The organism is Rhodanobacter sp. BL-MT-08, assembly GCF_054161255.1.
The window spans coordinates 3,416,584-3,441,262 of sequence record NZ_CP167872.1 but is presented as its reverse complement, the minus strand read 5'-3'; the positions used below and the strand labels follow the sequence as shown (position 1 = coordinate 3,441,262).

General features: G+C 64.6%; 22 protein-coding genes. 4 read left to right on the top strand and 18 right to left on the bottom strand.

Annotation, left to right across the window (positions count from 1 at the left end; translation table 11 throughout):
- Window positions 1–122: 122 nt before the first annotated feature.
- A complete protein-coding gene (creD, locus tag ACDK93_RS15435; protein WP_458069791.1) occupies window positions 123–1,505 on the top strand; it encodes a cell envelope integrity protein CreD in 1,383 nt (460 codons plus the stop codon).
- Window positions 1,502–2,194: a tRNA (adenosine(37)-N6)-threonylcarbamoyltransferase complex dimerization subunit type 1 TsaB gene (gene tsaB, locus ACDK93_RS15430; RefSeq protein WP_458069789.1), complete on the top strand. Its 693-nt coding sequence runs from the start codon at window positions 1,502–1,504 to the stop codon at window positions 2,192–2,194. The genes creD and tsaB overlap by 4 nt, the downstream gene beginning before the upstream one ends.
- A gap of 78 nt (window positions 2,195–2,272) precedes the next feature.
- On the opposite strand, the gene ACDK93_RS15425 is transcribed toward tsaB, so the two are convergent.
- The 5 genes from ACDK93_RS15425 to ACDK93_RS15405 form a co-directional block, all read right to left on the bottom strand.
- Entirely contained in the window at window positions 2,273–3,175 is a 903-nt protein-coding gene (locus ACDK93_RS15425) for a Brp/Blh family beta-carotene 15,15'-dioxygenase (RefSeq protein WP_458069788.1), read from the bottom strand.
- A complete protein-coding gene (locus tag ACDK93_RS15420; RefSeq protein ID WP_458069786.1) occupies window positions 3,172–4,335 on the bottom strand; it encodes a lycopene cyclase family protein in 1,164 nt (387 codons plus the stop codon). The genes ACDK93_RS15425 and ACDK93_RS15420 overlap by 4 nt, the downstream gene beginning before the upstream one ends.
- The gene (locus ACDK93_RS15415; protein ID WP_458069784.1) at window positions 4,325–5,290 is read right to left on the bottom strand and encodes a phytoene/squalene synthase family protein; all 966 of its coding nucleotides are present in this window, start codon (window positions 5,288–5,290) and stop codon (window positions 4,325–4,327) included. Before ACDK93_RS15415 ends, ACDK93_RS15420 begins: the two co-directional genes overlap by 11 nt.
- A gap of 11 nt (window positions 5,291–5,301) precedes the next feature.
- Window positions 5,302–6,783 (bottom strand): phytoene desaturase family protein, encoded by a 1,482-nt coding sequence (gene crtI, locus ACDK93_RS15410; RefSeq protein ID WP_458069783.1) that lies wholly within the window; start codon window positions 6,781–6,783, stop codon window positions 5,302–5,304.
- Between the two features lie 201 nt (window positions 6,784–6,984).
- Entirely contained in the window at window positions 6,985–7,728 is a 744-nt protein-coding gene (locus ACDK93_RS15405; protein WP_458069782.1) for a bacteriorhodopsin-like, read from the bottom strand.
- A 402-nt stretch (window positions 7,729–8,130) separates the two neighbouring features.
- On the opposite strand from ACDK93_RS15405, the gene ACDK93_RS15400 reads away from it, so the two are divergent.
- A complete protein-coding gene (locus tag ACDK93_RS15400; RefSeq protein WP_458069780.1) occupies window positions 8,131–9,129 on the top strand; it encodes a MerR family transcriptional regulator in 999 nt (332 codons plus the stop codon).
- Window positions 9,130–9,290: 161 nt separating this feature from the next.
- On the opposite strand, the gene ACDK93_RS15395 is transcribed toward ACDK93_RS15400, so the two are convergent.
- The gene (locus tag ACDK93_RS15395; protein ID WP_458069779.1) at window positions 9,291–10,328 is read right to left on the bottom strand and encodes a YeiH family protein; all 1,038 of its coding nucleotides are present in this window, start codon (window positions 10,326–10,328) and stop codon (window positions 9,291–9,293) included.
- Window positions 10,329–10,415: 87 nt separating this feature from the next.
- On the opposite strand from ACDK93_RS15395, the gene ACDK93_RS15390 reads away from it, so the two are divergent.
- Window positions 10,416–11,303 carry a LysR family transcriptional regulator gene (locus tag ACDK93_RS15390; protein WP_458069777.1) on the top strand — a complete coding sequence of 296 codons (888 nt, stop codon included), beginning with the start codon at window positions 10,416–10,418 and terminating at the stop codon, window positions 11,301–11,303.
- 14 nt (window positions 11,304–11,317) lie between these two features.
- Here ACDK93_RS15390 and ACDK93_RS15385 read toward each other — a convergent pair whose 3' ends face one another.
- The 12 genes from ACDK93_RS15385 to lptB all read right to left on the bottom strand — a co-directional run bounded on the left by ACDK93_RS15385 (window position 11,318) and on the right by lptB (window position 24,677).
- Window positions 11,318–14,422, bottom strand: coding sequence for an error-prone DNA polymerase (locus ACDK93_RS15385; RefSeq protein WP_458069775.1), 3,105 nt, complete (start codon window positions 14,420–14,422; stop codon window positions 11,318–11,320).
- A complete protein-coding gene (locus tag ACDK93_RS15380; RefSeq protein WP_458069773.1) occupies window positions 14,419–15,825 on the bottom strand; it encodes a Y-family DNA polymerase in 1,407 nt (468 codons plus the stop codon). Before ACDK93_RS15380 ends, ACDK93_RS15385 begins: the two co-directional genes overlap by 4 nt.
- 10 nt (window positions 15,826–15,835) lie before the next feature.
- Window positions 15,836–16,471, bottom strand: a complete 636-nt coding sequence (gene imuA / locus ACDK93_RS15375) for a translesion DNA synthesis-associated protein ImuA (protein WP_458069772.1) — start codon at window positions 16,469–16,471, stop codon at window positions 15,836–15,838.
- Window positions 16,471–17,079: a transcriptional repressor LexA gene (lexA, locus tag ACDK93_RS15370; RefSeq protein WP_458069771.1), complete on the bottom strand. Its 609-nt coding sequence runs from the start codon at window positions 17,077–17,079 to the stop codon at window positions 16,471–16,473. The genes imuA and lexA overlap by 1 nt, the downstream gene beginning before the upstream one ends.
- A gap of 111 nt (window positions 17,080–17,190) precedes the next feature.
- Window positions 17,191–18,954 carry a phosphoenolpyruvate--protein phosphotransferase gene (gene ptsP / locus ACDK93_RS15365; RefSeq protein ID WP_458069769.1) on the bottom strand — a complete coding sequence of 588 codons (1,764 nt, stop codon included), beginning with the start codon at window positions 18,952–18,954 and terminating at the stop codon, window positions 17,191–17,193.
- Between the two features lie 165 nt (window positions 18,955–19,119).
- Window positions 19,120–19,389 carry an HPr family phosphocarrier protein gene (locus ACDK93_RS15360; protein ID WP_458069768.1) on the bottom strand — a complete coding sequence of 90 codons (270 nt, stop codon included), beginning with the start codon at window positions 19,387–19,389 and terminating at the stop codon, window positions 19,120–19,122.
- Window positions 19,390–19,397: 8 nt separating this feature from the next.
- On the bottom strand, window positions 19,398–19,790 hold the full coding sequence (locus ACDK93_RS15355; protein WP_179477655.1) for a PTS sugar transporter subunit IIA: 393 nt from the start codon (window positions 19,788–19,790) through the stop codon (window positions 19,398–19,400).
- Between the two features lie 37 nt (window positions 19,791–19,827).
- Window positions 19,828–20,733 carry an RNase adapter RapZ gene (gene rapZ, locus ACDK93_RS15350; protein ID WP_458069766.1) on the bottom strand — a complete coding sequence of 302 codons (906 nt, stop codon included), beginning with the start codon at window positions 20,731–20,733 and terminating at the stop codon, window positions 19,828–19,830.
- A 4-nt stretch (window positions 20,734–20,737) separates the two neighbouring features.
- Window positions 20,738–21,688 (bottom strand): HPr(Ser) kinase/phosphatase, encoded by a 951-nt coding sequence (gene hprK / locus ACDK93_RS15345; protein ID WP_458069765.1) that lies wholly within the window; start codon window positions 21,686–21,688, stop codon window positions 20,738–20,740.
- Between the two features lie 216 nt (window positions 21,689–21,904).
- Window positions 21,905–22,228, bottom strand: coding sequence for a ribosome hibernation-promoting factor, HPF/YfiA family (hpf, locus tag ACDK93_RS15340; protein WP_179477652.1), 324 nt, complete (start codon window positions 22,226–22,228; stop codon window positions 21,905–21,907).
- 150 nt (window positions 22,229–22,378) lie between these two features.
- Window positions 22,379–23,857: an RNA polymerase factor sigma-54 gene (locus ACDK93_RS15335; RefSeq protein ID WP_458069763.1), complete on the bottom strand. Its 1,479-nt coding sequence runs from the start codon at window positions 23,855–23,857 to the stop codon at window positions 22,379–22,381.
- Window positions 23,858–23,957: 100 nt separating this feature from the next.
- Window positions 23,958–24,677, bottom strand: coding sequence for an LPS export ABC transporter ATP-binding protein (gene lptB / locus ACDK93_RS15330; protein ID WP_458069761.1), 720 nt, complete (start codon window positions 24,675–24,677; stop codon window positions 23,958–23,960).
- Window positions 24,678–24,679 lie beyond the last annotated feature (2 nt).

The following is a 24,679-nucleotide window of genomic DNA, read 5'->3' as shown; positions in this document are numbered from 1 at the left end:
ACGCGATGCTTTGTCTTTCGACTTTCGTGCGCCACACAGCCGTCATGCAAAACACCGACGTTGCCTGAAGTACGCCTCCACCGGCTGTTCTGATCGACGCTCCCCACGTGGAGATCGACACGATGAATGGATGGATGCAAACGGTAACAGCGAAAGTTCTGGGTATCGCCCTGTTGGCACTGTTGATGACGATACCGCTGATGCAGGTGAGTGGGCTGGTGAGCGAGCGTCAGCAGCTGCGCGAAAAGGCGATTGCGCAAATTGCGCAGGGTTGGGGCGGTGAGCAGGTGCTGGGCAGCCCGGTGCTGGTGGTACCGACGCGGGAGGCGCTGCCGGTGGCGAGCGGCAGCCCGGCGCAGTGGCGTGCCGGTACGCAAAGCATGCTGGCGGACAGCACGACGCTGGATGTAGCGATGGCGGTAGAGAAACGCAGCTACGGCATCTACAGCGTGCCGGTGTTCGTTGCCACGGTGCAGATGCATGCGAGCTATCGCGCCGACGATCTGGCCCAGCTTCGCCAGTCCGTTGGAGCGCCGTGGCTGGACCGCAAGGCTGAGTTGCGTGTGCCGATCAGCGATCTGCGCGGCCTGCAGCAGGTGACTCACCTGCTGATCAACGACAAGGCGGCGCAGTTCGATTCTTCGGCGGAACATCTCGGCGCATGGACCACCATCGTCGTGCCGATGGACCTGGACACACTGGCGCCGACGGTTACGGCTCAGACAGCGGACCAGCCGCTGCAGGTCGACATCAGCTTCAAGCTGGCAGGTACGCAATCGCTGCAGCTGCTGCCCCTGGCGCGCAGCACCGACGTGACGATGCGCGCGCCGTGGCGCGATCCAAGCTTTATCGGCGCGGCGCTGCCGCTGGAGCATCGGGTGGACGCACACGGCTTCAGCGCGCACTGGCACATGCTCGATCTCAACCGCAATTACGGTCAGCACTGGACCGATGGAGCGGCGGACATGACCGGCGCGCTGCAAGCCTCCGTTTTCGGCGTGCAGCTTTATCAGCCGGTGGATGTTTACCAGCGCAATGAGCGGGCGGGCAAATACGGTCTGCTTTTCATTGCGATGACCTTTGTCGCGTTCTTTCTGTTTGAGACATTGAAAAAGCTGCGCGTGCACCCGGTGCAGTATCTGCTGGTCGGCGCGGCTCTGGCGACGTTCTATGTCGTGCTGCTGGCGTTGTCCGAGCAAATAGGTTTTACAGCGGCCTACACGTTGGCGGCCAGCGCGGTCGTGCTGATCGTGGGCGGCTACGCTACTGCCGTGCTGCGCGCCGCACGCGCGGGTGCCTTGCTGGCCGCCGCCATCGGACTGATCTACGTGATGCTGTACGCACTGATCGCCGCGGAGCAGTACGCGCTGCTGATCGGCGCACTGGTGCTGCTGGCGATGGTAGCGCTGATGATGTATCTCACCCGCCGCATCGACTGGTACGCGCACATTGCCAGCGCGTCGGCGCCAGCAACGCCGCCGCCGGTTATCATGGAGCAGCCATGAACATTCTCGCCATCGAAACCGCCACCGAAGCCTGCTCCGTTGCCCTGATCCACGGGCAGGACATCATCGCCCGCAGCGAAATCGCACCGCGCCGGCACACCGAGCTGGTCTTGCCGATGGCCGACGCTCTGCTGGCCGAGGCAGGCATCGGTCGCCACGCGCTCGATGCCATCGCTGTGGGCCGCGGCCCGGGCGCCTTTACCGGCGTGCGCCTTGGCGTGTCGCTGGCCCAGGGCATGGCACTGGCGCTCGACCTGCCGGTGATCACCATTTCCTCGCTGGCCGCGCTGGCGCTGGAATCGCCTGAAGACGCGGACGCTGCCATCCTCGCTGTTATCGATGCCCGCATGGGCGAGATCTACGCCGCGTGCTATCGCCGCGATGTCAACGGCGGCCTGATCGCGCTGGACGACGAGTGCGTGTGTACGCCCGAATCGCTACAGCTGCCCGACGCGCCGACCTGGCAGGTCGTCGGCACTGGCTGGGCGACGTATGCCACCATCATCAGCGAACGCTTCACCGGCGTGCTGCGCTCCGCTGACGGCGCGCGCTATCCGCAGGCCACGCACGTTGCCGAACTGGCGATGCAGGCGTTCAACGCCGGACGTGTCCACGCGCCCGAACTCGCCCTGCCTGTCTATCTGCGCGACAAGGTGGCGCTGACTCTGGTGGAGCAGGGTAAGGCGTGAGCTGATTTGGGCTGTGGAAGCTGGAAAGCCGGTCTCTTCAGCTGTGTCGCACCGGATGCAAAGCGCTGCAGCATTGCCTCAGCCAGCGAGCGGCAAGCTTTCATCTGGGCGCTTCCAGCCGGCGTGACGAACGCGTTCGACCAGCATCATGTGCGGCGCGGTGAGCGCGGCCAGCCCGACAAAAATCGTGCGCACGATGGTGGCGTTGAGCGGTTGGTGGGTGACGCGGGTGGCGACAACCACCAAGGCGGCCGCCACCAGTAGCATCGGCAATGCGTTCACTGCGATAAGCCGTCGCGCCGGTGTGTCGCGCGCGTAGTCGAGCGTTCGCAGAATATGCCGCGCACCGTGCATGAGGCAAAAGAACACGGTGAAGGCATACAGCGGCGGTGCTGCGAGCGCGAGGCTGCCGAGCGCGGCCAGCTCGAGCGCCGGTCGACTCTTGCGACGTCGCAGCGCAATGGCCGTCAGCGCCAGCGCGGCGGCCCATGGCCATGCCAGCCAGTGCAGGCATCGCGTGATCCATTGCGCGCTCGGTGCGCCCACCAGCATGCGGAACAGCGGTTCGATCTGCGCAGCGTGGAAAAGCGCGGGCAGCACGATGATCGTTCCGCCATACAGCGCTTTGGCGAGCAGCGGCACCTCTTTGTCGAGGTCGCCGGAGAAATGGACGACCGACACCAGCAGGAAAGCCAGCAGAAAAAAGGTCGGCGCGGCCTGCCAGCAGAGAATCACCAGAGCGGCCACCGCGCCGTAGCACAAGCCAAAAACCAGCCAGCCTCCCGCGCTGCGCACGCCGCAGAGCTGCGATGCAAAGACGGGGTCCAGCGCACCGTGGGGAACACCCAGCAGCAGGATGAGGCCGCCGATGATCAGCAGGCCTGCTGTGTTGTCCACGGCGGGCAACAGCGGTGCCAGCACAGCCATGGCCAGCGCCACGACGCAAAACAGCGCGCTCTGCTTGCGCAGCAGCGTGCTCAAGGTGTGACTCCGGGCGACGGCGCGCTGACACGACCGGCCAGGGCGTGTAAAAACGGTCGCGCCGGCAGCGCGGCAATCATGGCCAGGTGATCGGCGAACGTACCCTTGTCGCTCAGGAATCGAATGATCCGCGCCGGATCGGCGCGCATAAAAAGATCCATAAACAGCCGCGGTCCCAGATCAGGCCGCGTGCGGAGCGCCTGCAGCAGCAGTCGGTCCATCGCGCGCGTCGGCAGCGGATCGGGTCGATGCGGCTTTGGCGCGCCTCCTTCCCGGAGCGTTTGGGCAGTGCTGCTCGCCCAGCGCTGAATGCGCTCAAACGCATAACCGCTGGCGGGTCGCGCGCCGCCGTGCATGATGCCTGCACTGACAAGGCTGCCTTTGGACATCGCGCGCCGCGTTCGCCATCCCATCGGCAGGAGGCCGCTCTCAGTGCGATGCACTTCATACGACGCACTGCCGCAGTGTCTTTCGACCGCGCACAGTTGTTTGCCAGCCAATGCTGCAGCATTGCGCGGCTGCGTGCCGAACACGGTGGTTTCCACCAGTGCGCGCTCGGGTGTCATCGGCAGCAGATAAGTAAAGCGCACCTCGTCGTTGCTCGCTGACGCAAAGTCCATGAGTTGAACGGTGGAGGGATCAAACGGCGCCGCGCTGCAGCTGATCTCCTGTCCGCTGAAGGACTGCCACAGCAGCACATCGTCCACTGCCGTCGCGGGCGGACGGGTATCGATAACGGCGTTTGCGGTGATCAAGCCGCGGCCGGTGTCCAGTTGCCAGTGCCGGCCCACGCGCTTCACCTCGCCGCGAAACGCCGTACCGAGCGAAAGCGATACCGCGTCGCTGCCGCTGATCAGGCGGCGCGCCTCGGCGTAAAAATCTTCTGCGGCGAGCATCTGATAGGGTGTGCGTCGGCAATCCGCCAGCACCGATCGGTCTGCGGAGCGCACCGCCATCCGCGACCAGCGGTGGCTTATCAATGCATCGAACCGATGTGGCGCGAGCCGCCAGAAGCACCATGTACGATCATTGACGTAGCTTGTGCGCGATTCCATGATCATCACGCGACGACACGCTCCAGGATTTTCCGCCAGGCGCATCCCGAGGCTGAGCCCGGCGCAGCCGCCACCGAGGATGACGAGGTCGACGTCAGCAGGCATGCCGCTGGGTGAACGTGACGTGCGCGTGCGGCAGGTTTTCCAGCAGCCCGTGAAGTGCGGCGTCGTGCGGGCGCAGGGGCTGGCGAAAGCGCGGCAGAAGCGACACGTTGGCCAGTGCGCCAAGGGTAATGGCGACTTTCCGGGTCATGGTGACATGCACCCGCTCGGACCAGTAATCGCACTCGCGCCGTCGCAGTTCGCTTCCGATGTCGCGATAGATCCGGGCCGCGACGAGGATGCCGGACCGCGCGCGCGCCGGCAGATACGCCAGCCCTGCCTCCCCACTGCGGTAGTAACGGTCGGCCATGTCCAGCAGGGTGGTGATGGCCGAGCGGAGCATAGGCTGATGCGTGCGATCGGGTATCACCAGAGCTCTTGGCGACAACGGGCCTATCAGCGAGGCGGGAAGGTAGCGACGCCCGGCGAGGCCATCCGCGCTGACGTCGCGGCAGATATTGGTCAGCTGCATCGCCACGCCAAGGTCGATGGCATGCGGCAGGGCGTTTGGGTCGGACGTATCCAGTGCAGCGCTCATCATCAGGCCTACCGTGCCGGCGACGCAGTAACAGTAGCGCAGGAGTTGGGCTTCGTCGGCGATCTGCACGGTGCCCAGGTCACTCTCCACGCCACGAATGAGCTGCAGTGGAATGGCCGGGTCGATGTGGCACTCGCGCATCAGCCGGATCATGGAAGCGGTAAGCGGATCGGTTGATCGACCGCGCACCAGCGCTGCGGACATGGCGGCGAGCGCCTCGCGCGGCGTCGCTGTGATATCGCCATCGGCAAGGTCGTCGATCAGGCGGCAAAATCCGTACAGGATGGTGGCTCGCTCTGCGTGCTGTTCGCTCAGCAGGTGGCGAGCCCAGTAAAAGCTGCGGCCATGTCTAGTCAGCGCGGCGTTGGCCGATGCATAGGCCGGATCCGTCGCCTGATTGGCAGGGAATGAGTGGATCATGATGGCTCTCCTCAGGTGCTTTGGGCTAGCGCAGGGCCGATCAGTGCGTCGAGCACTTTGGCTGAACACAACACGCCGGGCAGGCCGGCACCCGGATGGGTGCCGGCTCCGACCAGATAAAGCTGGCGAATGCCTTCGGCGCGGTTATGGAAACGAAACCAGGCCGATTGACGGAACAACGGAGCCACGGAAAATCCCGCGCCGTGAACGCTGAGGTAGTCATCGCAAAAATTGGCCGGGGTCTTGTGGAACTCGGCGGTGATGGTGTCGGCAAGCCCCGGCAAAATCGTTGCGCCCAGCGCGGCCACGATACGATCGCGCAGCTTCGGCCCTTCCGTCGCCCAGTCGATATCGGTCTGCAGATTCGGCACCGGGCAAAGAACGTAGAAACTGTCGCAGCCGGCCGGCGCAAAGCTGGGATCGGTGGCGGTGGGGCGATGGACATACAGCGAAAAATCGTCCGGCAGCGTCTGACCGGTGAAAATGTCGCGCAGCAGCTCGCGATAGCGCGCGCCTAGCCAGATGGTGTGATGCGCGACATCCGGATACGTGCGCCGTGTGCCGAAATACAGAACAAACAGCCCCATCGAATAGCGCGCGGTTTTCAGCTTCAGCCGCGCCGATCGCCCTTGCTGCCTGCCCGCCACCATGCTGCGGTAGAGATGGGTGGGATCGGCATCGGAGACGACGAGATCGGCGTCCAGCGATCGGCCATCGGCCAGCTCGACGCCGGTGGCGGCTCCGTCTTTTATGCGGACACGCTCGACCGTGGTGCCCAGCTGAATGTCGATGTCCTGCCGCTCCATCAGTTTTCCCAGCGCCTCAGTGATGGCTCCCGTGCCTCCCATGGCAAAGAACACGCCGTGTGTGCGCTCAAGATAATGAATGAGACCGTAGATGCTGGTCGTATCGAAGGGGTTGCCGCCGACCAGCAGCGGCTGAATCGAAAACGCCTGCCGCAGTTTGGGACTGGTGAGATAGGCGCAGACCATCCGCCATACCGTGCGATCGCAGCGCAGCCGCACGAGCGCAGGAATCTGTCGAAGCATCGTGGCCAGTCGATGGAATGGACGTCCGGACAGCTGGGTAAAACCCACATCGAAAATCCGCCGCGAGTGTTCCAGCAGTTTCAGATAGCCCTTGCTTTCGCCCGGAGCGATGCGCTCGATCTCGGCCAGCGTTTCATCCAGCGTGCCGCCGTAGTCGAAGTGTTCGCCATCGGCAAAGTGGAATCGATACCACGGTTTGAGCGGCACGAGGCGAACGTGATCGTCCATGCGTTCGCCAGACAGTGCGAAAAGTTCCTCAAAGAGAAACGGTGCGGTGATCACGGTAGGCCCGGCATCGTGGCGAAAGCCGTCCTTCTCGAACACCTGCGCCCGACCACCGAGCTGCTCGCAGCGGTCCAGCAGCGTCACGCGATAGCCCTTTGCACGCAGTCGTATCGCAGCGGCCATGCCTCCGTACCCAGCACCGATGACGATGGCATGCATGGCATCTTTCCGAATATTCCGGGGGCCACGATGGCCTGCTCCGGCCACAGGGGGCATAACTGCCTGTAGCGGGGAAGCGTCTGATGGATAGCCCCGATCCTCGGCGCCTGAAAGTGAGAGGCACTCGCGGGCGTCAAACGGGTGCGGCGGAGCGCAAGGCTCCGCCGCGTACCCTCTTGTCGTCCGTGCGCTCATCGCGCGTCAGTACTTTTCCGACTCGGACTTGCGTACCGCAATCAGGAAAATGAACACGCCGAACATTGCCTTGGCCACGATATCGGCGACCGAATAACCGACCTGCACGGCAATCGTCGCAGTGCCGCCGGTAAAGCCGATCATCGGGAAGATAAACACCACCGGGTAGAAGCACCAGGAAATCACGGTCAACCAGCGCGCCGCGCTGACCATGCCGCGGGCATTTGCCGGTTGGTCGCTGATGGACTTGCGCAAACCAATGAACAGATCGAACACGATGATCAGGAACGGGATCATCGCCAAAACCCACCAGAGCCAGCGCGTGCCACCTTCCGAAGAAACTTCTCCGGGGTAGCCAAGCACCACCATCAGCGCGGCCAACACGCCGAGCTTGACGCCCTTGCGGGTAGTTTCTTCCGGCGACAGGCGCATCACCAGAATGAGCTCCACCAGCAGCAGTGGCACGGTGAGCAGCCAGTCGACGTAGCGATAGGCATCGTTGAAACGCACGCCGGTCGCGGTCACGACATCGCCAGTCACCGCGTAAGCCGCTTCCCAGCTGTTGAAGATTCGAAAGTAGTGGTAGCACGCAATCAGCGTGACCAGCCCTGTGATCGTCACGGCAGTGCGATAGGCCGGTGCCACCCGGTCACGCGATATAAAAAAGAAAACCGTCGCCGCACCCATCACGGCGATGGCGAAAGAGAAAGCGTTGTAGACCAGGTCGTATTGTCCGACGGTAATGCCCATTGCTGGATCCTCATGTGGTCGATCTTCGTGTGGACGCGACAAACTTCATCACATTGGACAAAGACTATTCAACGCGCGGATTATGCGGGAAATCCATGATAAATGTTTAGTCTTTGTTCAACTGCGAATATATGCACATGTGTTTTCTGGTTGCAAGTACATCCGCAGCAATTGGTCGATAGGACTATTAACAAGGCTTTTCTCCGGCTTCGCGCGATCGGTTCAGCGGTGGCACTTTTTGTCTCCCGGCTGGCTTCAAAAACCTATTCAAAAAATGGACAAGGCGTTGTAATGACGTGTTTCAGTGCCGGCAACGATCAACTGCCGCTGCACGCTGTTTGAATTAAGGCTGGGGCGCACCCAGAATCGAACTCCGGCAATAAAAACCTTCCGTGGCTTTCTATGGCGATAAAAAACCCCCAAACTTCCGAGCCTGCTTCCGCTGCGGGCTCGTACCGGATTGCATCGGTGGCGACGCTCACGGGTATACCCGCGCCGACTATCCGGATTTGGGAGCGTCGTTATGGCCTGGTTCGTCCGCACCGCAGTGCCGGCAATCTGCGTCTTTACAGTCAGGCGGATATCCAACGGCTGGTGCTGGTGAAGGCGGCGGTGGACGCCGGACATCCCATCAGCACCGTGGCCGAGTTAGGAGCCGACCAGCTGCGTGAACGGGCGCAGGACGCGCCACGTCAGCAGGCGATCGATCGTGCCGTTCGAGTGGCCGTGTACGGCGATGCCCTTGCAGGCCTTCTCTCCGACGCGTGGAAAAGCCGGGCGGATATCCGGCTGGTCGCGCATCCGCTGGAAGACGTGTTTGCCAAGCCGCCACGAGCCGACGCAGCAGACGTGACGATTGTTGAGGTTGCGTCGCTGCAGGACCTCTCGATCGAAGCCCTTCGACGTTTGAACAAGGCCGGTCGATCGTCGTTGACGCTGGTGATCTACAGCATTGGCGGAAGCAAGAGTCTTGCCGGCATCGACCGCGAGGGCATCATCGCGCTGCCTGCGCCGGTCAATGCAGCGCACCTGGCGCGCCTGTGCCTGCTCAACTTCTCGGGAATGGCCGCGGCGCAGCCGATGCGCAGCGCAGCTCCCAGGCGCTTCGATGACGCGCAGCTTGCCAAGATCAATCAGATGCCCAACGCCGTCGACTGCGAGTGCCCCAATCATCTTTCCGATCTGCTCATACGTATCAACGCATTCGAGCAGTACAACTACCAGTGCGAGGATCGCAACGCCGAAGACGCTTCACTCCACGTCATGATGGCGGAGGCTGCGGTGCGGTGTCGCGAATTGCTGGAATATGCGCTTTCGCGCGCGATTGAACATGCGGACCTTGAAGCGTCGATACCGGAACCGGCGAAGCCGACAGTCAAATCCACCGGCAGAAAAAAGTGACGGCATGTCGTTGTGCGAGTCGGTGCGGAACGGTTTCTTGCCGGGCAACCTACATTTCATCGCGCGCATTCTGGGTGCAACACATCGTCTGCGTTCGTGGCCGGTAGCCCGCCCAACTTCTGACGTGGGCGCGTTGCTCCGAGCGAGCGTGAGCCGCGTTCTCAAAGCTGCCCAATCACCCGCTGCACCAGCAAACTGCTTACCGCCACAGCCACCCACACACCCAGACCCAGCAGAATGGGTTTTATGCCGCTGGCGGCCATGCGGCGCAGGTTGGCGGACAGGCCGATGGCGGTGAGCGCCACGATGATCAGAAACTCGGCGGCGAAGTGGATCGATGGCTGGATGGCCAGAGGAATCAGGCCGGCAGTGCGGATGCCGGAGGCCACCAGAAACCACAGGATGAACCAGGGAAAGATCTTGGCGAGGCTGAAGTTGCTGGCGGTGCCGTCCTGCGCCGCGTTGCGCTTTTCGCGCGCGGCGACGACGAACGCCAGCACCAGGCAGATGGGGATGATCAGGGTGGCGCGGGTCAGCTTGACGATGGTGGCGAAGTCGCCGGCGGTCTTGCTGTAGCTGTAGCCGGCGGCGACTACCGACGAGGTGTCGTTGATCGCGGTACCGGCCCACAGGCCGAAGCCGAGATCCGACAGGTGCATCAGGTGACCCAGCAGGGGAAACAGCAGCACGGCGACCAGGTTGAACAGGAAGATCGTCGAGATGGCGAAGGCGGTATCGTGATCTTCCGGACGGATGATCGGGGTGACGGCGGCAATCGCCGAGCCGCCGCAGATCGCCGTACCCACGCCGATCAGGATTTTCAGCTTGTCGTGCACGCCCAGCCAGCGGCCGAGCAGCCAGGCCGAGAAAAACGCCACCGTCATCGTCACCAGCGTGACGGAGAGCGACTGCAGCCCGGTCTTCGCCACCTGGCTCAGGCTCAGGCCGAAACCCAGCGCGATGATCGACCACTGCAGCACGTACTTGCCGGCAAAGGCGACGCCCGGCCGGAAGTGCTCGCCCGGCGAGGCCAGGTTACCGACGATGATGCCCAGCACGATGCCGATCACCGGGCCGCCGACCAGCGGCAGCCGGTGGCCCAGCCAGAGCGCGACCAGCGCGATGCCGACCGCCAGGGCAAGACCGGGGACAACTGTGTGCCGTTGCGTGGGCTGCGTGTGGATGGCTTGAGTGTTCATGGCGTGTGTCCTTGGGATGCGCCATTGTCCCCGCTGCCATCCATCAGGAAAACTTGGAATATCTGATAGAAGCGATAAGATCGACTTATGATCAATATCAGTCCGCGCCAGCTCGATGTGTTTGTGCAGATCGCCCTGCACGGCAGCGTGCGCGCGGCGGCGGAGCGCCTGCATCTGACCCAGCCGGCCGCCAGCATGGCGCTGGCGGAAATGGAACGTCAGCTCGACGCGCCGGTATTTGCACGCGAGCGCGGTCGCCTGCGGCTGAATGCACGCGGCCGTGAGTTGCTGCCGCTCGCGCAGGAGCTGCTGGAGCGTCACGCCGAGTTCGGGCGCCGCGGCAGCGAAGGCGCGGCGGCTCTGACGGGAGAGCTGCGCATCGGCGCCAGCAATACGGTGGGCAATTACCGCGTCGGCGAACTGCTGGGCGCCTTCGTGCGCAGCCACGCGCAGGTTGCTATTCGTCTGCGCGTGGCCAATACGGAAACCATCGCTGCGGGCGTGCTCGATCACAGTCTCGATGTTGGCTGTGTCGAAGGTCCGGTGACGCATCCCCTCCTGGAGGTGCGGCCGTGGCGCGATGACGTACTGTTGGTGTGCGCCCCGCCGGATCATCCGTTGGTACGCAAGCGCGGCCTGAAGCCGGCGGATTTTTCCGGCGCGCGCTGGGTCATGCGCGAGCCGGGCTCGGCCACGCGCACGATCAGCGAACGCGTGATGGCGCAGCTGCCACCCGGTGAAACCGTACTGGAGCTCGATCAGATCGAGGCGATCAAGCAAAGCGTGGTGGCCGGTCTGGGCATCGCGTTCCTGCCCGCCGTGGCGGTCACCGATGCGCTGGCCGCAGGCCGGCTGAAGGCCTTGAAAACGCCGTTCCTCGATCTGCAGCGCAAGCTATCGATCGTGCTGCACCGGCAGAAATACCGCGGCGTGCTGCTGGATGCGTTTCTGGAAAGTGTCGAGCCCAAACGCTGAGTGGCCGGGTCGTGTCAATGGAAATCGCGCGACTTGACGTCGAGCGAGCCGAGCATCGGCGTGAGGTCTTCCAGCCGCTGTGCGATGAGATGCTGCACGCCGTACTGGCTTTCCAGGTAACCATGCACGGCGAGTAGATTCGACTGCAGCAGCACGCGGCGCTGGCGTTCGGAGACAGTGGTCCACACCACGACATTGGTGAGGCCGTATTCGTCTTCCAGGGTGAGAAAGATCACACCGCTGGCGGTCTGCGGGCGCTGCCGCAAGGTCACCATGCCGGCCACGCGGATGTGCCGGCCGTTGGGTATCGCGCCGAGTTCCGAGGAATCGCGATAGCGCCGCCGCTGCAGTTCCGGGCGCAGAAAAGCCAGCGGATGCTGGCCCAGCGTGGTGCCGGTAAGCAGATAGTCGGCGCGCATGTTCTCGCTGGCGGTAGGCGCGGGCAGTGCGATGGGTTCGTGCTCGATCTGTGTTGGCAGATCGGCAAACAGCGGCAGCGATGATTCGACGCCGGCGATGGCCCAGCGCGCGCGATGGCGATGGCCGGCCAGCCCGCGTAGTGCACCCGCATCGGCCAGCAGCGACTGCTGGCGTCGATCGATGTGCGTGCGTGCGCAAAGATCGGCGACATCGATAAAGGGCTGCCGCTTGCGTTGAAGCGCGATGCGTTCGGCCGTCGCCGGATGCAGGCCGTTGATCAAGCGCAGGCCCATGCGGATCGCCGGTTGCTCGCGGCGATCGACGTGATCCTGCAGCGTGCAGTCCCAGGCGCTGTGGCGCACGTCCAGAGGCAGCACGCGGATGCCATGACGTCGCGCGTCCTGCAGCAGCTGGTCGGGCGAATAAAAACCCATCGGCGCGGAGTTGATCAGTGCGCAAGCGAAGGCTGCCGGTTCGTGGCACTTCAGCCAGCTGCTGACGCACACGATCAGGGCGAAGCTGGCGGCGTGCGATTCGGGAAAGCCGTAGCTGCCAAAGCCCTTGATCTGCTCGAACAGGCGCTCGGCGAAGTCGGCGGTATAGCCATTTTTCAGCATGCCGGCGAGCAGCTTTTCGCGATGCGACTCCAGCCCGCCGTGGCGCTTCCATGCCGCCATCGACCGGCGCAGCTGATCGGCTTCGCCCGGCGAATAATCGGCGGCGGCGATGGCGATCTGCATCACCTGCTCCTGAAACAGCGGCACGCCCAGCGTGCGTTTCAGCACCGCCTTCAATTTTTCCGAGGGATAGACCACCGGCTCCTGCCCGTTACGCCGGCGCAGGTACGGATGCACCATGTCGCCCTGAATCGGCCCGGGCCGCACAATCGCCACTTCGATCACCAGGTCGTAATAGCAGGCCGGTTTCAGCCGCGGCAGCATGGCCATCTGCGCGCGCGATTCGATCTGGAATACGCCGATCGTATCGGCACGTCCGATCATGTCGTAGGTCGCTTTATCGTCCTTGGGAAGGCTTTCCATCGTGTGGTCGCCGCGGCCGTGCTCGCGCAACAATGCCAGCGTTTTGCGCACCGCGGTGAGCATGCCGAGCGCGAGGCAGTCGACCTTGAGCATGCGCATCGCGTCCAGGTCGTCCTTGTCCCACTGGATGACCGTGCGGTTGTCCATCGCCGCGTTTTCCACCGGCACCAGGGTCGACAGCGGATGCTCGGAAATCACGAAGCCGCCGGGATGCTGCGAGAGGTAATGCGGAAAGCCGATCAGCTCGGTGGTCAGCGCGATTACCTGGCGCAGCAGCGGCGAATCCGGATCGAAGCCGCAATCGCGCAGATATGCCGGGATCGGCGCTTCCTCGCTCCAGCGATCCATCGTCGCGGCCAGTTCGCCGGCCAGATCGGATGACAGGCCCAGCGCGCGGGCCACATCGCGCACGGCGCCGCGGCCGCGATACTGCGTGGCGACCGCTGTGAGCGCGGCGCGATCGCGGCCGTAGCGGTTGAACACGTACTGCAGCACTTCCTCGCGCCGCTCGTGTTCGAAATCCACGTCGATATCCGGCGGCTCGTCGCGCTCGCTGGAGATGAAGCGCTCGAACAGCATCTCCATTTCCGTGGGATCGATCGCGGTGATGCCGAGCACGTAGCAGACGACCGAGTTGGCCGCCGAACCGCGACCCTGACAGAGGATTTTTTCCGCGCGCGCAAAGCGCACGATGTCGTGCACGGTCAGAAAGTACGAGGCGTATTTCTTTTCCGTGATCAGCGCCAATTCGTGCGCGATCTGCTGGCTCACCTTGTCGGGTGTGCCCTCCGGCCAGCGCCAGCGTTCGCCTTCTGTAGCGAGATGGTGCAACCAGGTATCCGGATTGTAGCCCTCGGGCACCAGTTCTTTTGGGTACGCGTATTCCAGTTTTCCAAGATCGAACTGGCAGCGCTCGGCAATCGTCACGCTTTCGGCCAGCAGTTCCGGGGGATAGATCGCGGCCAGCGCCTTGCGCGAGCGCAGATGCCGTTCGCCGTTGGCAAACAGACGGTGGCCTGCCTCGGCCACCGTGGTCTTGTGACGGATCGCAGTCATCGTGTCCTGCAGCGCGCGGCGCGAGCGCACGTGCATGTGCACATCGCCGCTGGCCACCAACGGCAGCTGCAGGCGTTCGCCGAGCGCCTGCAGCTGGCTGAGTCTGGCCGCATCGTCGGCACCACGATGCAGTTCGACGGCGAGCCAGCAGCGGTCCGGGAAGCGCGACGTGACCCATGTGCCGTGCGCGTCGTCGCATGCCAGGTCTCTTTCCTCGCGAGGAAGCCACAGCGCCAGCAGGCCCTCGGTATCCGTCACGTCATCGCGGCGCAGTTGATAGTGTCCTTTCGGCGCGCGCCGACGTGCGAGGGTGAGCAGCTGGCATAGCCGCGTATAGCCGGCCTGTGATTCGACCAGCAGCACCAGCTTGGGGCCGTCATCCAGCTGCACTTCGCTGCCGACGATCAGTTTCATTTCCGTTTTCCGCGCGGCTTGCAGCGCGCGCACGATGCCGGCCAGAGAGCCGTCGTCGGTGATCGCCAGCGCGTGATAGCCCAGCGCCGTGGCGCGTTCGAACAGCTCGATCGCCACCGACGCGCCGCGCTGGAAACTGAAAGCCGACAGGCAGTGCAGCTCGGCATAGTCGGGCAGCGACACGCTCACGCAAACCAGCCGTGCAGCATGAATTCGCCCAGCTCGCCGACCGGCCGATAGGCCCACGCGCGCTGACCCATGCTGGTTTCCACCACGTAGTAATCGCGGCGCACATCGGCCTCCCACCAGCCGCTTTCGATGCGCTCGGGGCCAGCCAGAACGCGCAGACGATGATCGCGTAGCGGTATGGGCTGTTTAAGCAGCCATCCCGGCCGCGGCAGGGGTAGTGGCGATGATTTGGTTTGGACGTCTATTTGCCATGACCGTTCGGGCCGGTGATCGGCGCGTATGGCCAGTCCATGCACGGCGTCATCGCCGAGCCGCGCGCGCAGCCGTTCGCGCAGCTGCTGCCACGGCATGGCCTGCTGTGGGCGTGCATCGAACAGATCACGGGCAGCCGGTACGAACGGCGGCAGCTCGCTGGCGATCAGTTGCATCGCGCCGACCGATGCAGTTAGCGTCAGCGGTTCCAGCCGTCCGCGTGCGAATTCGAACAGCATGGCCGGTTCGCGCTCGGCCGCCAGCAGGCCGATGCGCACGTCGGTGACCGGACCGCGATCGTGCTCCAGCCGCAGCAAAAACTGCTGCACGCCGCCGTCGCGACCGGCCAGATAGACGGCCAGATCGTCGATCAGCCGACGCAGCGGAAACAGCAGCGCCTGGCTGGACGTGACGTCGTAGTTGAACTCGATGCGCGCCTCGAACACATCGGCCGGCTGGAAATACGGCAGCGGCGTGGACAAGGCGCCGGTGAGGCGATCGAGCTGCTGCAGCGCCGGCGCACCGACGCGCTTGCCCAGCGCTGCGCGCGGCAGGGCAAATACCTGCTGCAGCGTGCGCAGGCCCATCCGGCCCAGGCTTTCGCAGACGTCGAGCGGCAGGCCGCTGGCATCGACCGGCAGCTGGCCCAGCGCCTTCTGCAGCGGCGCCTCCTGGCTGATGGCCAGGCCATCGTGCCGGTTGACCAGCGCGCGCGCGGCCCAGGGATTGGGCGCCAGCACGATGCGGTGGCGGAAGCCCAGCTCGGAAAGATCGTGGCGCAGGCGCGCTTCCAGCCGTGGCCACGGGCCGAACAGTTTGAAGCTGGCTTCCACTTCCAGCAGCAGCGTCGAGGGCAGGCTGCGGCTGACCAGCGAGCCGTAGCGGTACGCCCAGGCGGCGAGGAAATCGTGCGTGCGCTCGACCGCGGCGCTGTCGACGTCGACCTTGGCAAAGTGATGGCAAAGCGTCTGCGCCGTGGTCAGCGGCTGGCCGGAATGCAGGCCTTCGGCTTCCGCGGCCTCGTTGACCGCATGCAGCACGCGTCGCTGCGACGGGCCGCTGATCAGCGCCAGCGGCTGGTCGGGTGCGGCGTGTCGGCGAAGGACGCCGTCGAGCGCCAGTTGCGGCAAGAGAATGCAGGCCCACAGCATCGCGTCCGCCTCAACGTGTGAGCGCGGAAAGCGGCAGCGGCTGCGTCGGCGGATTGCCGCCGCGGCATTTGATGACGCGCAGCTGCGCCGGTGCGGCATCGATGACGATGCGCAGGGCTGCCGGTGACGGATTGGCCGCGGCTTTGGCGTCGCGCATGGCGAAACCAAGGCACTGGCCGGTTTCCGCCGCTACCTGCAGCCGGCGCAGCGCGCGATCGTCGGCCTGCAGCGGCCAGCACAGCACGGCCGCACACGCCGCCGAGCGCAGGCATTGCTCGGTCGCCCACAGCACGTCGCGCGGCTGCGCCAGCACGATCTGCAGCTTGTCCAGGCGGATGCCGGCATTTGCCCAGGCGCTGGCAAACGGCAGGTAGGGCGGGGCGATCAGCACGATTTTTTCATCGGACGCGGCATCGCCGGCCTGCGATAGCCGCGCCAGCGTGGGCCACAGCAGGCGCAGCTCGCCGATGCCGTCCATCGGCAGCAGCAATTCACTGAGCGCCGATTCCGGCCAGCCGCCGCTGGGCAGCTGGGCGTCCAGCGCGGCAAAGCCGGTCGGCTGCCTGGATGGTGGGCGCGCCTGCGGCTGGCCGCGCCAGACCCGGCGTGAATCGAGCAGGCTGTCGAGGGCGACGACGCTGGCCATCAGCCCGGCCTGATCAGCCCGGCGAACAGGCCCTCGATGGCGAAGTCGCTGCTGCGCGGATCGACCTCGATCGGGGCGAACGCCGGATTGCGCGGTAATAGGCGGATGCGCGCGCCCCTGCGCTCCAGCCGCTTGACGGTGAACTCGCCATCGAGCCGTGCCACCACGGTCTGGCCGCTGCGCGCTTCGGGCGTGCGGTGCACGCCGATCAGGTCATGCGGCAGGATGCCATCGAGCCGCATCGATTCGCCGAGCACTTCCAGCAGGTAATCGGGGCGCAGATGGAACAGCGAGGCATCCAGCGACACCTGGCGACGCACCTCGGCATCGGAGGAGATCGGCTTGCCCGCCGCCACGCGACCGAGCAGCGGCACCTGCACCAGCGTGGCCGGCGCCTGCCGGTCGATCAGCCGGATGCCGCGCGCCTGACCGCCCAGCCATTCGATATGGCCGGCCCTGGCCAGCGCCTCCAGATGCAGCCGCGCGGAGCGGTTCTGCCGAAAGCCCAGCGCCGCCGCAATCTCCATCTGCGACGGTGGATAGCCCTGCGCATCGATGTGTTGGCGCAGGTAATCGAGCAGGGTTTGCTGGGTAGGCGAGAGCGGCATGGTACTAATATTAGTACCATCCGGCGTCGGTTATGCAAGTGACGGACGGACAAGGAAATCGTGGTTCGAAAGCAGCGCCAGCGCATGCTTCGGCCGCGGCGCGGCCGGCAATCAGCTCAGCGCGTGATCGGCGCGCGCCGGGCATTCGGCAAGAATCTGGCCCATCAGCGCCTCGGCCTGTTCGTGCGTGTGCGCGCGCAGCAGGCGCGAGGCCTGGCGGCGCAGGTGCGCGTGATCGAGCGTGGCCAGGCGGTCGCGCACGTGCAGGATTTGCGTCGGATGCATGCTGAATTCGCACAGGCCCAGCACCAGCAGCAGCGCGGTGAAGTTCACATCGCCGGCGATTTCGCCGCACAGGCTGACCGGCTTCCTGGCCCGACGGCCGGCGCTGATGACGTGCGACAGCAGCCGCAGCAGCGCGGGCTGCAGCGGGTTATAGATGTTTTCCAGCGCGTCGTTGCCGCGATCGGCGGCGAGCACGTACTGGGCCAGATCGTTGGTGCCGATGGCGAGAAAATCCGAATACTCCAGCAGCGCGCGCACGTTGATCGCCGCGGCCGGCACTTCGATCATCGCGCCCAGCGGCAGCTTTTCCGGCAGGTCGACGTTTTCGCGTTTCAAATCCTGTCGGGCCAGCCGGAACAGGGTGCGCACGGCGATCAACTCGTCAGGCTGGGTGACCATCGGCACCAGCACGCGCACCGGGCCGTAGCAGGCGGCGCGCAGAATCGCGCGGATCTGCGTGGTGAACACGGCCGGGTAGCGCAGCGACAGGCGCACGCCGCGCACGCCCAGCGCGGGGTTTTCTTCGCCGCGTACCACGAGGCCGGCGGCATCGGCCTTGTCGGCGCCGAGGTCGAGCGTGCGGATCGTCACCGGCAGGCCGCCCATGCCCATCACCAGGTCGCGATAGGCGATGAACTGCTCGTCTTCCGACGGCAGATCCTTGTGCCGCAGAAACAAAAATTCGGTGCGATACAGGCCCACGCCATCGGCGCCGCGCGAACGGGCGGCGGCCACGTCGCTGGCGCTTTCGGCGTTGGCGAGCAGGCAGATGTCGACGCCGTCGCGGGTGCGCGTGGGCGCATTGGCCAGCATGGCCAGGCGTCTGCCTTCGATCGCCGCCTCGCGCTGCCAGGCGCGATAGCGTGATAAATCCTGGGCGGTGGGATGAACGATCGCTTCGCCGCGTTCGGCGTCCAGCAGGATCAGGTCATCGTCGTGGATGTTCGACAGCGCGTCGCGCGTGCCCACCAGCATCGGCAGGCCCAGGCTGCGGGCAAGAATCGCGCTGTGCGAATACGGGCTGCCGGAACTGCCGACGACGCCGAGCAGGCCGTTGCCGGCCAGCTGCGCCATGTCGCCGGGCGCGATGCTGTCGGCAATCAGGATTTCGCCCACGCGCGCGGCGAGCTTGCGTTCTTCCGGGCTGGTCTGGCGCTGCAGCGCGGAGATGACCCGGTTGATCACCTGCTCGATGTCTTCCTTGCGGCTGCGCAGATACGGATCGTCCATCGCCTCGAACACGGCAGCCAGACGATCACGCTGCTTTTTCAGCGCGGCGCCGGGACGGTAATGGCCGATGCGCACCATGTCGTCCAGACCGCGCAGCAATTCGGCGTCGTCCAGCAGCAGGCTGTGCGCGTCGATGAATTCGTTGACCTCACGCGCCAGCGCACCGTGCAGCTTGCCGCGCAGCTCGCGCAGCTCCTGCCGCGCGGTATCGAGCGCGCGATGCAGCAGATCGATCTGTTCCTCGACCTCGTCCTCGGCCAGCGGTCGGGTATCGACGCTGTAGCGGCTCGGCTGCACCAGACGCGCGCGACCCAGCGCCATGCCGTGAGCCGCAATCGTGCCGCTGAGGACGTGCCTCATGGGGCGGCTCCTTTGGAGCGGGAAACGGGGAGTGGGAAACGGGGAACGTGTGGCGTCGAGTGAAAACGAAGCAGCTCTGGACAGGCAGAAAAAAGAGCATAGGTCCCCGACCGCGCCTCAAGCGCTATCGTTCCCCGTTCCCCGTTCCCTGTTCCCTGCTTCACTTCATGCTCCCTCGTCGAACTTGCGCGCGAACAGATCCGCGACGGCGGTGACGGCGGCCTGCTCGTCCGCGCCGTCCGCGCGAATGATCAGCGGCGTGCCGATACCGGCGGCCAGCATCATCACGCCCATGATGCTCTGGGCATTGACCTCGCGGCCGCGACTGACCAGCCAAACGGTCGACTTGAATCCCTGAACCAGCTGCACCAGCTTCGCCGAGGCTCGCGCATGCAGGCCGAGCTTGTTGGAAACCACGATCTCTTGTTCAAACATAAATAGCGTCATGCATGGTCAATGAAGATTCCTCCGCGGCCACCGCTGGCCGCGATTTCGGCCAGTTCGTCCAGCGGTTTGTCGGCGTAATTGAGTACACGAAGCAACATGGGCAGGTTGAGTCCGGAGACGCAGCGCAGATGCACGCCGAGTGCGCCGAGCGACAGACCGATGTTGCACGGCGTGGCGCCATACAGATCGGCCAGCACTAGGACACCGTCGCCGTGATCGAGTTCGCGCGCGTGACGCGCGGTGAGTGTTCGCATCACGTCCGGATCGGCCTGTGGCGGCACCTCCACGGCGGCAACTTGCAGCGGCAGCTTGGGCATGACGTGGTGCGCGGCGGCGATCAGCGCATTGCCGACTGCTTCGTGTGTCATCAAAAGCACGCTGACGTTCATGCCGGCGACCCTGTAGTGATATGACGAGGCATGATGGTCACTCGAGTTCGCGATGAAAGGTGAGTACGCCCTCGCGCTGGGCGCGAAAATGGGCGGCAAGTTTTTCGACCAGATAGACCGAACGATGGCGGCCGCCGGTGCAGCCGATGGCGATGGTCATGTAGCTGCGGTCGTCCTGTTCGAAGCGTGGCACCCAGGCGTCCAGCCAGCGTGCGGTGTCGGCAAAGTATTCGCCGACCAGCGGCTCCACGTCGAGAAAATCGCGCACCGCCGCGTCCTTGCCGGACAGCGGCCGCAGATGCGGCTGCCAGTGCGGATTGGGCAGGCAGCGCGCGTCGAATACGAAATCCGAATCCAGCGGCAGCCCGCGCCGGAACGCGAACGACTGGAACATCAGCGTCAGCCCTTCGGTGGCCCGCGCGTAGCTGGTGGCGATAAGCCGACGCAGCTGATGCACGTTGAGCTCGCTGGAGTCGATCACCTTTTCGGCAATCGCCATCAGCGGGCGCAGCAGGCGTCGCTCCTCGGCGATGGCGTCGGCCAGCGACACGCCGCGCATGGCCAGCGGATGGCGCCGCCGGCTTTCCGAGTAGCGCTTGATCAGCACCTCGTCGCGGCAGTCGAGAAACACCAGCTGCACCTGCACGCCAGCGGCGGCCAGGTCGGAAAGTACCTTCGGCATATGCACGAAATCGGTGCCGCGGTTGCGCACATCCACGCCCACGGCAATGCGCCGGTGCATGCCGCCGTTGCCTTGAATGACCGCGTTGACCAGCTCCGGCAGCAGTGCCGACGGCAGGTTGTCGACGCAATAGAATTCGAGATCTTCCAGCGCGCGCAGCGCCACCGTCTTGCCGCCGCCGGACAGACCCGTCAGCACGATCAGATGAATCTCGCGCGCGTCGACCAGCGGGGTAATCAGCGGTTTGCCGTCGTCAGTCATGCCATCACCACGGCGGTAGCCGGTTCAGTTGATGCGCCTGGCGATCGATAAAGGTCTGCGCCGGGTCGATGCCCTTGCTCTTCAGTGCGTGGCTGCGCACCGCAGCCTCCACCAGCACCGCGAGGTTGCGTCCCGAGGCGACCGGAATGGTGATCATCGGCACGGCCACATCGAAAATTTCGCGATGGCCGATGTCGCCCGTAAGCCGTGTCAGCGCGTCGGTTTCCTCGCCATCACGCATGGGCTTGAGATGGATGACCAGTCGCAGATACTTCGACGGCTTGACTGACATGTGGCCGAACATTTCGCGGATATTGAGCACGCCAAGACCGCGCACTTCGAGCAGATCCTGCAGCAACTCCGGACAGGTGCCGTCGATCACGTCCGGCGCGATCAGGGTGAATTCGGTAGCGTCATCGGCGACCAGGCGGTGGCCGCGGCTGATCAGCTCCAGCGCGAGCTCGCTCTTGCCCGAGCCGGCTTCGCCGGTGATCAAGACGCCGATGGAGAACACCTCGAGAAACACGCCGTGCAGGGTGGTTTTGGCCGCGAGTTGCCGCGCCAGATGATATTGCAAATAGGTCAGCAGCTCATGTCCGCGCTTGGGGCTGCTCCACAGCGGCGTATTGGTTTCCTCGGCGACCTCGCGCAGGTCCGACGGAATCGCCTGGTCTTTGCTGACGATCAGCGCGACCGGTTGATATGCGGCAACCTTGTGTATCACTTCCCAGCGCTGGCGCGAATCCAGCCCGTCGAGGAAATTCAGCTCTTCGGTGCCGACGATCTGGATCTTGTTCGGGTAGATGACGTTGAGATAGCCGATCAACGACGGCCGGCGCGACTGCGCAGCGCCGGGATCGAGCGCACGCGCCTCGCCCCGCATGCCGGAAATCCAGCGCAGGCCCATGCGTTCGTGAACACCATCGTAAAGTTGTCGCGCGCTGATTCGATCCAAGGCCGGTCCTTGCGCCGCAATAACAGCCCGGTGGGCCGGTGCGGCAGCGTGACCATTGTGCCAGTTTGGACGTGGTGGCGCTCACGCTGCGGCCTTTCAGCCGCAGTCTTGTGGACGAATATGGAGAAGAACATCACGACGAATCGGCCCGTTGTGCCGGCGATCGCGGATTGACCGATTATGGATCGGTGGCACAGCGGGCCGTAGCGTGGGGGTTTACACCGCCAGGCGGACTTCGCGCGCCTCGCGCTGGTGCTTGTCGCAGACTTTTTCTCGATGCTTGCGCAGCTGGCAGAGCAGCTTGTCGAACATCACATCGATGGAGACGTACATGTCGGTTTCAGCGGCTTCGGCGTGCAGGGTGGCGCCGGTGGTGGCCAGGGTGCCTTCAACAAACTGCTGCAGCTTGTCGACGGAAATGACGACGGAGAGGCTGATCAGCCGGTTGTCCAGTCGCGTGAGTTTGTCGAGCTTGGCAGTAACGTGGTCCCGTAAGGCCTGAGTGACTTCAATATGCTGACCGCTGAGTTGGAATTGCATGGGCGCCTCCTCTACTTGGTGCATTTGCCGCATTTCGCGGCGGGTGCGACGGGTCTCTGTCATGCGGCAGGAGACGCGTCGTTTATCACTCTCTACAGGTATGTGGACGCTTTGGACATGGACAAGTTCCCCCCGGATTTCCGCGATCGGTCAATTGGCGCGTTGACGTTCACTGGAGCTGGGGATGCGCAGGCCTTCGCGATATTTGGCGACGGTGCGGCGGGCAACCTGGATGCCCTTGCGATGAAGTTCCTCGGCGATGGCTTGGTCGGATAGCGGTTTGCGCGCGTCTTCGGCGCCGATCAGCTTGCGCAGCATCGCCTGGATGGCGGTGGCCGATGCGCTGCCGCCGTCTTCGGTGGAGACGCCGCTGGAGAAAAAGTATTTCAGCTCGAACGTACCACGTGGCGTATGCAAATATTTGCGTGTGGTCACACGGGAGATGGTCGACTCGTGCATGCCGACTTCTTCGGCCACTTCGCGCAGTACCAGCGGGTGCATGGCTTCCGGGCCGTAGTCGAGGAAGGCGCTCTGCCGGCGCACGATCACCTCGGCGACCTTGAGCAGGGTTTCGGCGCGTGACTCCAGGCTCTTGATCAGCCAGCGCGCCTCCTGCAGCTGGCCGCGCATCCAGCTGGCATCTTCGCCGCGTGCTCGGGCAATCAGGCCGCAGTAGTGCTGGTTGAGCCCCAGCTTGGGCTGACAGTCGGCGTTGAGGCTGACCCGCCAGCGGGTGCCGTCGCGCAGGGCGTATACGTCGGGAGCCACGTATTCCACCGGCGTGGCGTCGAGCGCGGCACCGGGGCGCGGGTCGAGGCTGCGGATGAGCAGGGCGGCCGAGACCACGTCGTCTTCGCTGACGCGCAGTCGCCGTGCCAGACGCGCACGGTCGTTGCGCGCCAGCAGCTCCAGCTCGGTGTCGACGATGCGCAGCGCCAGATCGCGATGCGGCGTGTCGGGGGCGAACTGTTCCAGCTGCACGCGCAGGCAGTCGCGCAGGTCCAGGCTACCCACGCCGGCCGGATCGAAGCCCTGCAGGCGCCGGCGCACGGCTTCCATGTCCTCGATGCTGGCCCGGATGCCCTCAGGCAGCGCTGTCAGCAGGGTCTCCAGACTGTCGTCGAGATAGCCGTCGGCATTTATCGCGTCGATCAGCACCAGGGCGATCGCATGCTGGCGCGGGTTGAACGAGGCCATGTTGAGCTGCCACAGCAGATGCTGCTGCAGCGTCTCCGGAGCGGCGTTCTGCGGCTCGAAATCGTCGTCGCCGCGCGACCCCGTGCCGCTGCTCTTGCTGCCCAGGCCGCCGCTGGAAAAATCGATCGGCGATTCGGCGGCACCGCCGCCGTCGGCCCATTCGCTGGTGTCGTCGTTGCTGTTGTCGTTTTCGGTACCTGCCGCGGCGCTCGGCCGCTCGGGGCTGGTGTACTCGGCGTCCTCGTCCGCACCGTCGACCGATTCGACATCCTCGCTTTCTTCGGCGAACTCGAGCAGCGGATTGCTCTCGGCGATCTGCCGCAACTCCGCTTCCAGCTCCAGCTGCGACAGCTGCAACAGGCGGATCGCCTGCTGCAGCTGTGGCGTCAGGGTCAGCTGCTGATGGAGGCGAAACTGTAGAGCAGGTTTCATGCCAGACCAATCGAAGGAACTCGATCACATCCTAGCGCGTGGCTGCCGACGCGGCCATAGGCGTGTGCAAACGGTGAATACGCGGGTTGTGACCGCCGCCTCAAAGACGGAATTCGCGACCCAGGTAAACCTCGCGCACCTTCTCGTCGGCCAGGATATGCGCCGGCGTGCCGCGCGACAGCACTTCGCCGTCGTTGAGGATATAGGCGCGGTCGCAAATGCCCAGGGTTTCGCGCACGTTGTGGTCGGTGATCAGCACGCCGATGCCGCGTTCCTTCAGGTGCCGCACGATGCGCTGGATTTCGCCGACCGAGATGGGATCAACGCCGGCGAACGGTTCGTCCAGCAGCATGTAGCGCGGCTGCGCGGCCAGTGCGCGAGCAATTTCCACCCGTCGCCGCTCGCCGCCGGAGAGGCTGATGCCCTTCTGGTCGGCGATATGGCCGATCTTCAATTCATCGAGCAGGCTTTCCAGTTCGCTGGCGCGCTGCTGCTGGCTCAGGCCGTCGCGCAGCTCAAGCACGGCCAGGATGTTGTCCGACACGCTGAGCCGGCGGAACACCGATGCCTCCTGCGGCAGGTACCCAATGCCCAGCTTGGCACGTGAGTGCATCGGCAGGCCGGTGATGTCCTGCTTGTCCAGCTTGATGCTGCCGGCGTCGGCTTCGATCAGCCCGACCACCATGTAGAAGCAGGTGGTCTTGCCCGCCCCGTTGGGTCCGAGCAGGCCGACCACTTCGCCTTCGCGAATGGAAAACGCGAAGTCGCGCACGACCTGGCGCGCCTTGAAGCTTTTTTGCAGACCTTCGGCAGAAAGCATCG

Excerpts from the sequence above, each read along its gene's own strand:
- creD (WP_458069791.1), top strand. The coding sequence starts at position 123 with ATGAATGGATGGATGCAAACGGTAACAGCGAAAGTTCTGGGTATCGCC.
- crtI (WP_458069783.1), bottom strand. The coding sequence starts at position 6,783 with ATGCATGCCATCGTCATCGGTGCTGGGTACGGAGGCATGGCCGCTGCG.
- ACDK93_RS15390 (WP_458069777.1), top strand. The coding sequence starts at position 10,416 with ATGATCAATATCAGTCCGCGCCAGCTCGATGTGTTTGTGCAGATCGCC.
- ACDK93_RS15405 (WP_458069782.1), bottom strand. The coding sequence starts at position 7,728 with ATGGGCATTACCGTCGGACAATACGACCTGGTCTACAACGCTTTCTCT.
- ACDK93_RS15420 (WP_458069786.1), bottom strand. The coding sequence starts at position 4,335 with ATGCCTGCTGACGTCGACCTCGTCATCCTCGGTGGCGGCTGCGCCGGG.
- lexA (WP_458069771.1), bottom strand. The coding sequence starts at position 17,079 with ATGCCGCTCTCGCCTACCCAGCAAACCCTGCTCGATTACCTGCGCCAA.
- ACDK93_RS15380 (WP_458069773.1), bottom strand. The coding sequence starts at position 15,825 with ATGCTGTGGGCCTGCATTCTCTTGCCGCAACTGGCGCTCGACGGCGTC.
- ACDK93_RS15415 (WP_458069784.1), bottom strand. The coding sequence starts at position 5,290 with ATGATCCACTCATTCCCTGCCAATCAGGCGACGGATCCGGCCTATGCA.
- ACDK93_RS15335 (WP_458069763.1), bottom strand. The coding sequence starts at position 23,857 with ATGAAACCTGCTCTACAGTTTCGCCTCCATCAGCAGCTGACCCTGACG.
- ACDK93_RS15360 (WP_458069768.1), bottom strand. The coding sequence starts at position 19,389 with ATGTTTGAACAAGAGATCGTGGTTTCCAACAAGCTCGGCCTGCATGCG.
- ptsP (WP_458069769.1), bottom strand. The coding sequence starts at position 18,954 with ATGAGGCACGTCCTCAGCGGCACGATTGCGGCTCACGGCATGGCGCTG.
- ACDK93_RS15400 (WP_458069780.1), top strand. The coding sequence starts at position 8,131 with ATGGCGATAAAAAACCCCCAAACTTCCGAGCCTGCTTCCGCTGCGGGC.
- imuA (WP_458069772.1), bottom strand. The coding sequence starts at position 16,471 with ATGGCCAGCGTCGTCGCCCTCGACAGCCTGCTCGATTCACGCCGGGTC.
- ACDK93_RS15395 (WP_458069779.1), bottom strand. The coding sequence starts at position 10,328 with ATGAACACTCAAGCCATCCACACGCAGCCCACGCAACGGCACACAGTT.
- hpf (WP_179477652.1), bottom strand. The coding sequence starts at position 22,228 with ATGCAATTCCAACTCAGCGGTCAGCATATTGAAGTCACTCAGGCCTTA.
- rapZ (WP_458069766.1), bottom strand. The coding sequence starts at position 20,733 with ATGACTGACGACGGCAAACCGCTGATTACCCCGCTGGTCGACGCGCGC.
- ACDK93_RS15355 (WP_179477655.1), bottom strand. The coding sequence starts at position 19,790 with ATGAACGTCAGCGTGCTTTTGATGACACACGAAGCAGTCGGCAATGCG.
- lptB (WP_458069761.1), bottom strand. The coding sequence starts at position 24,677 with ATGCTTTCTGCCGAAGGTCTGCAAAAAAGCTTCAAGGCGCGCCAGGTC.
- tsaB (WP_458069789.1), top strand. The coding sequence starts at position 1,502 with ATGAACATTCTCGCCATCGAAACCGCCACCGAAGCCTGCTCCGTTGCC.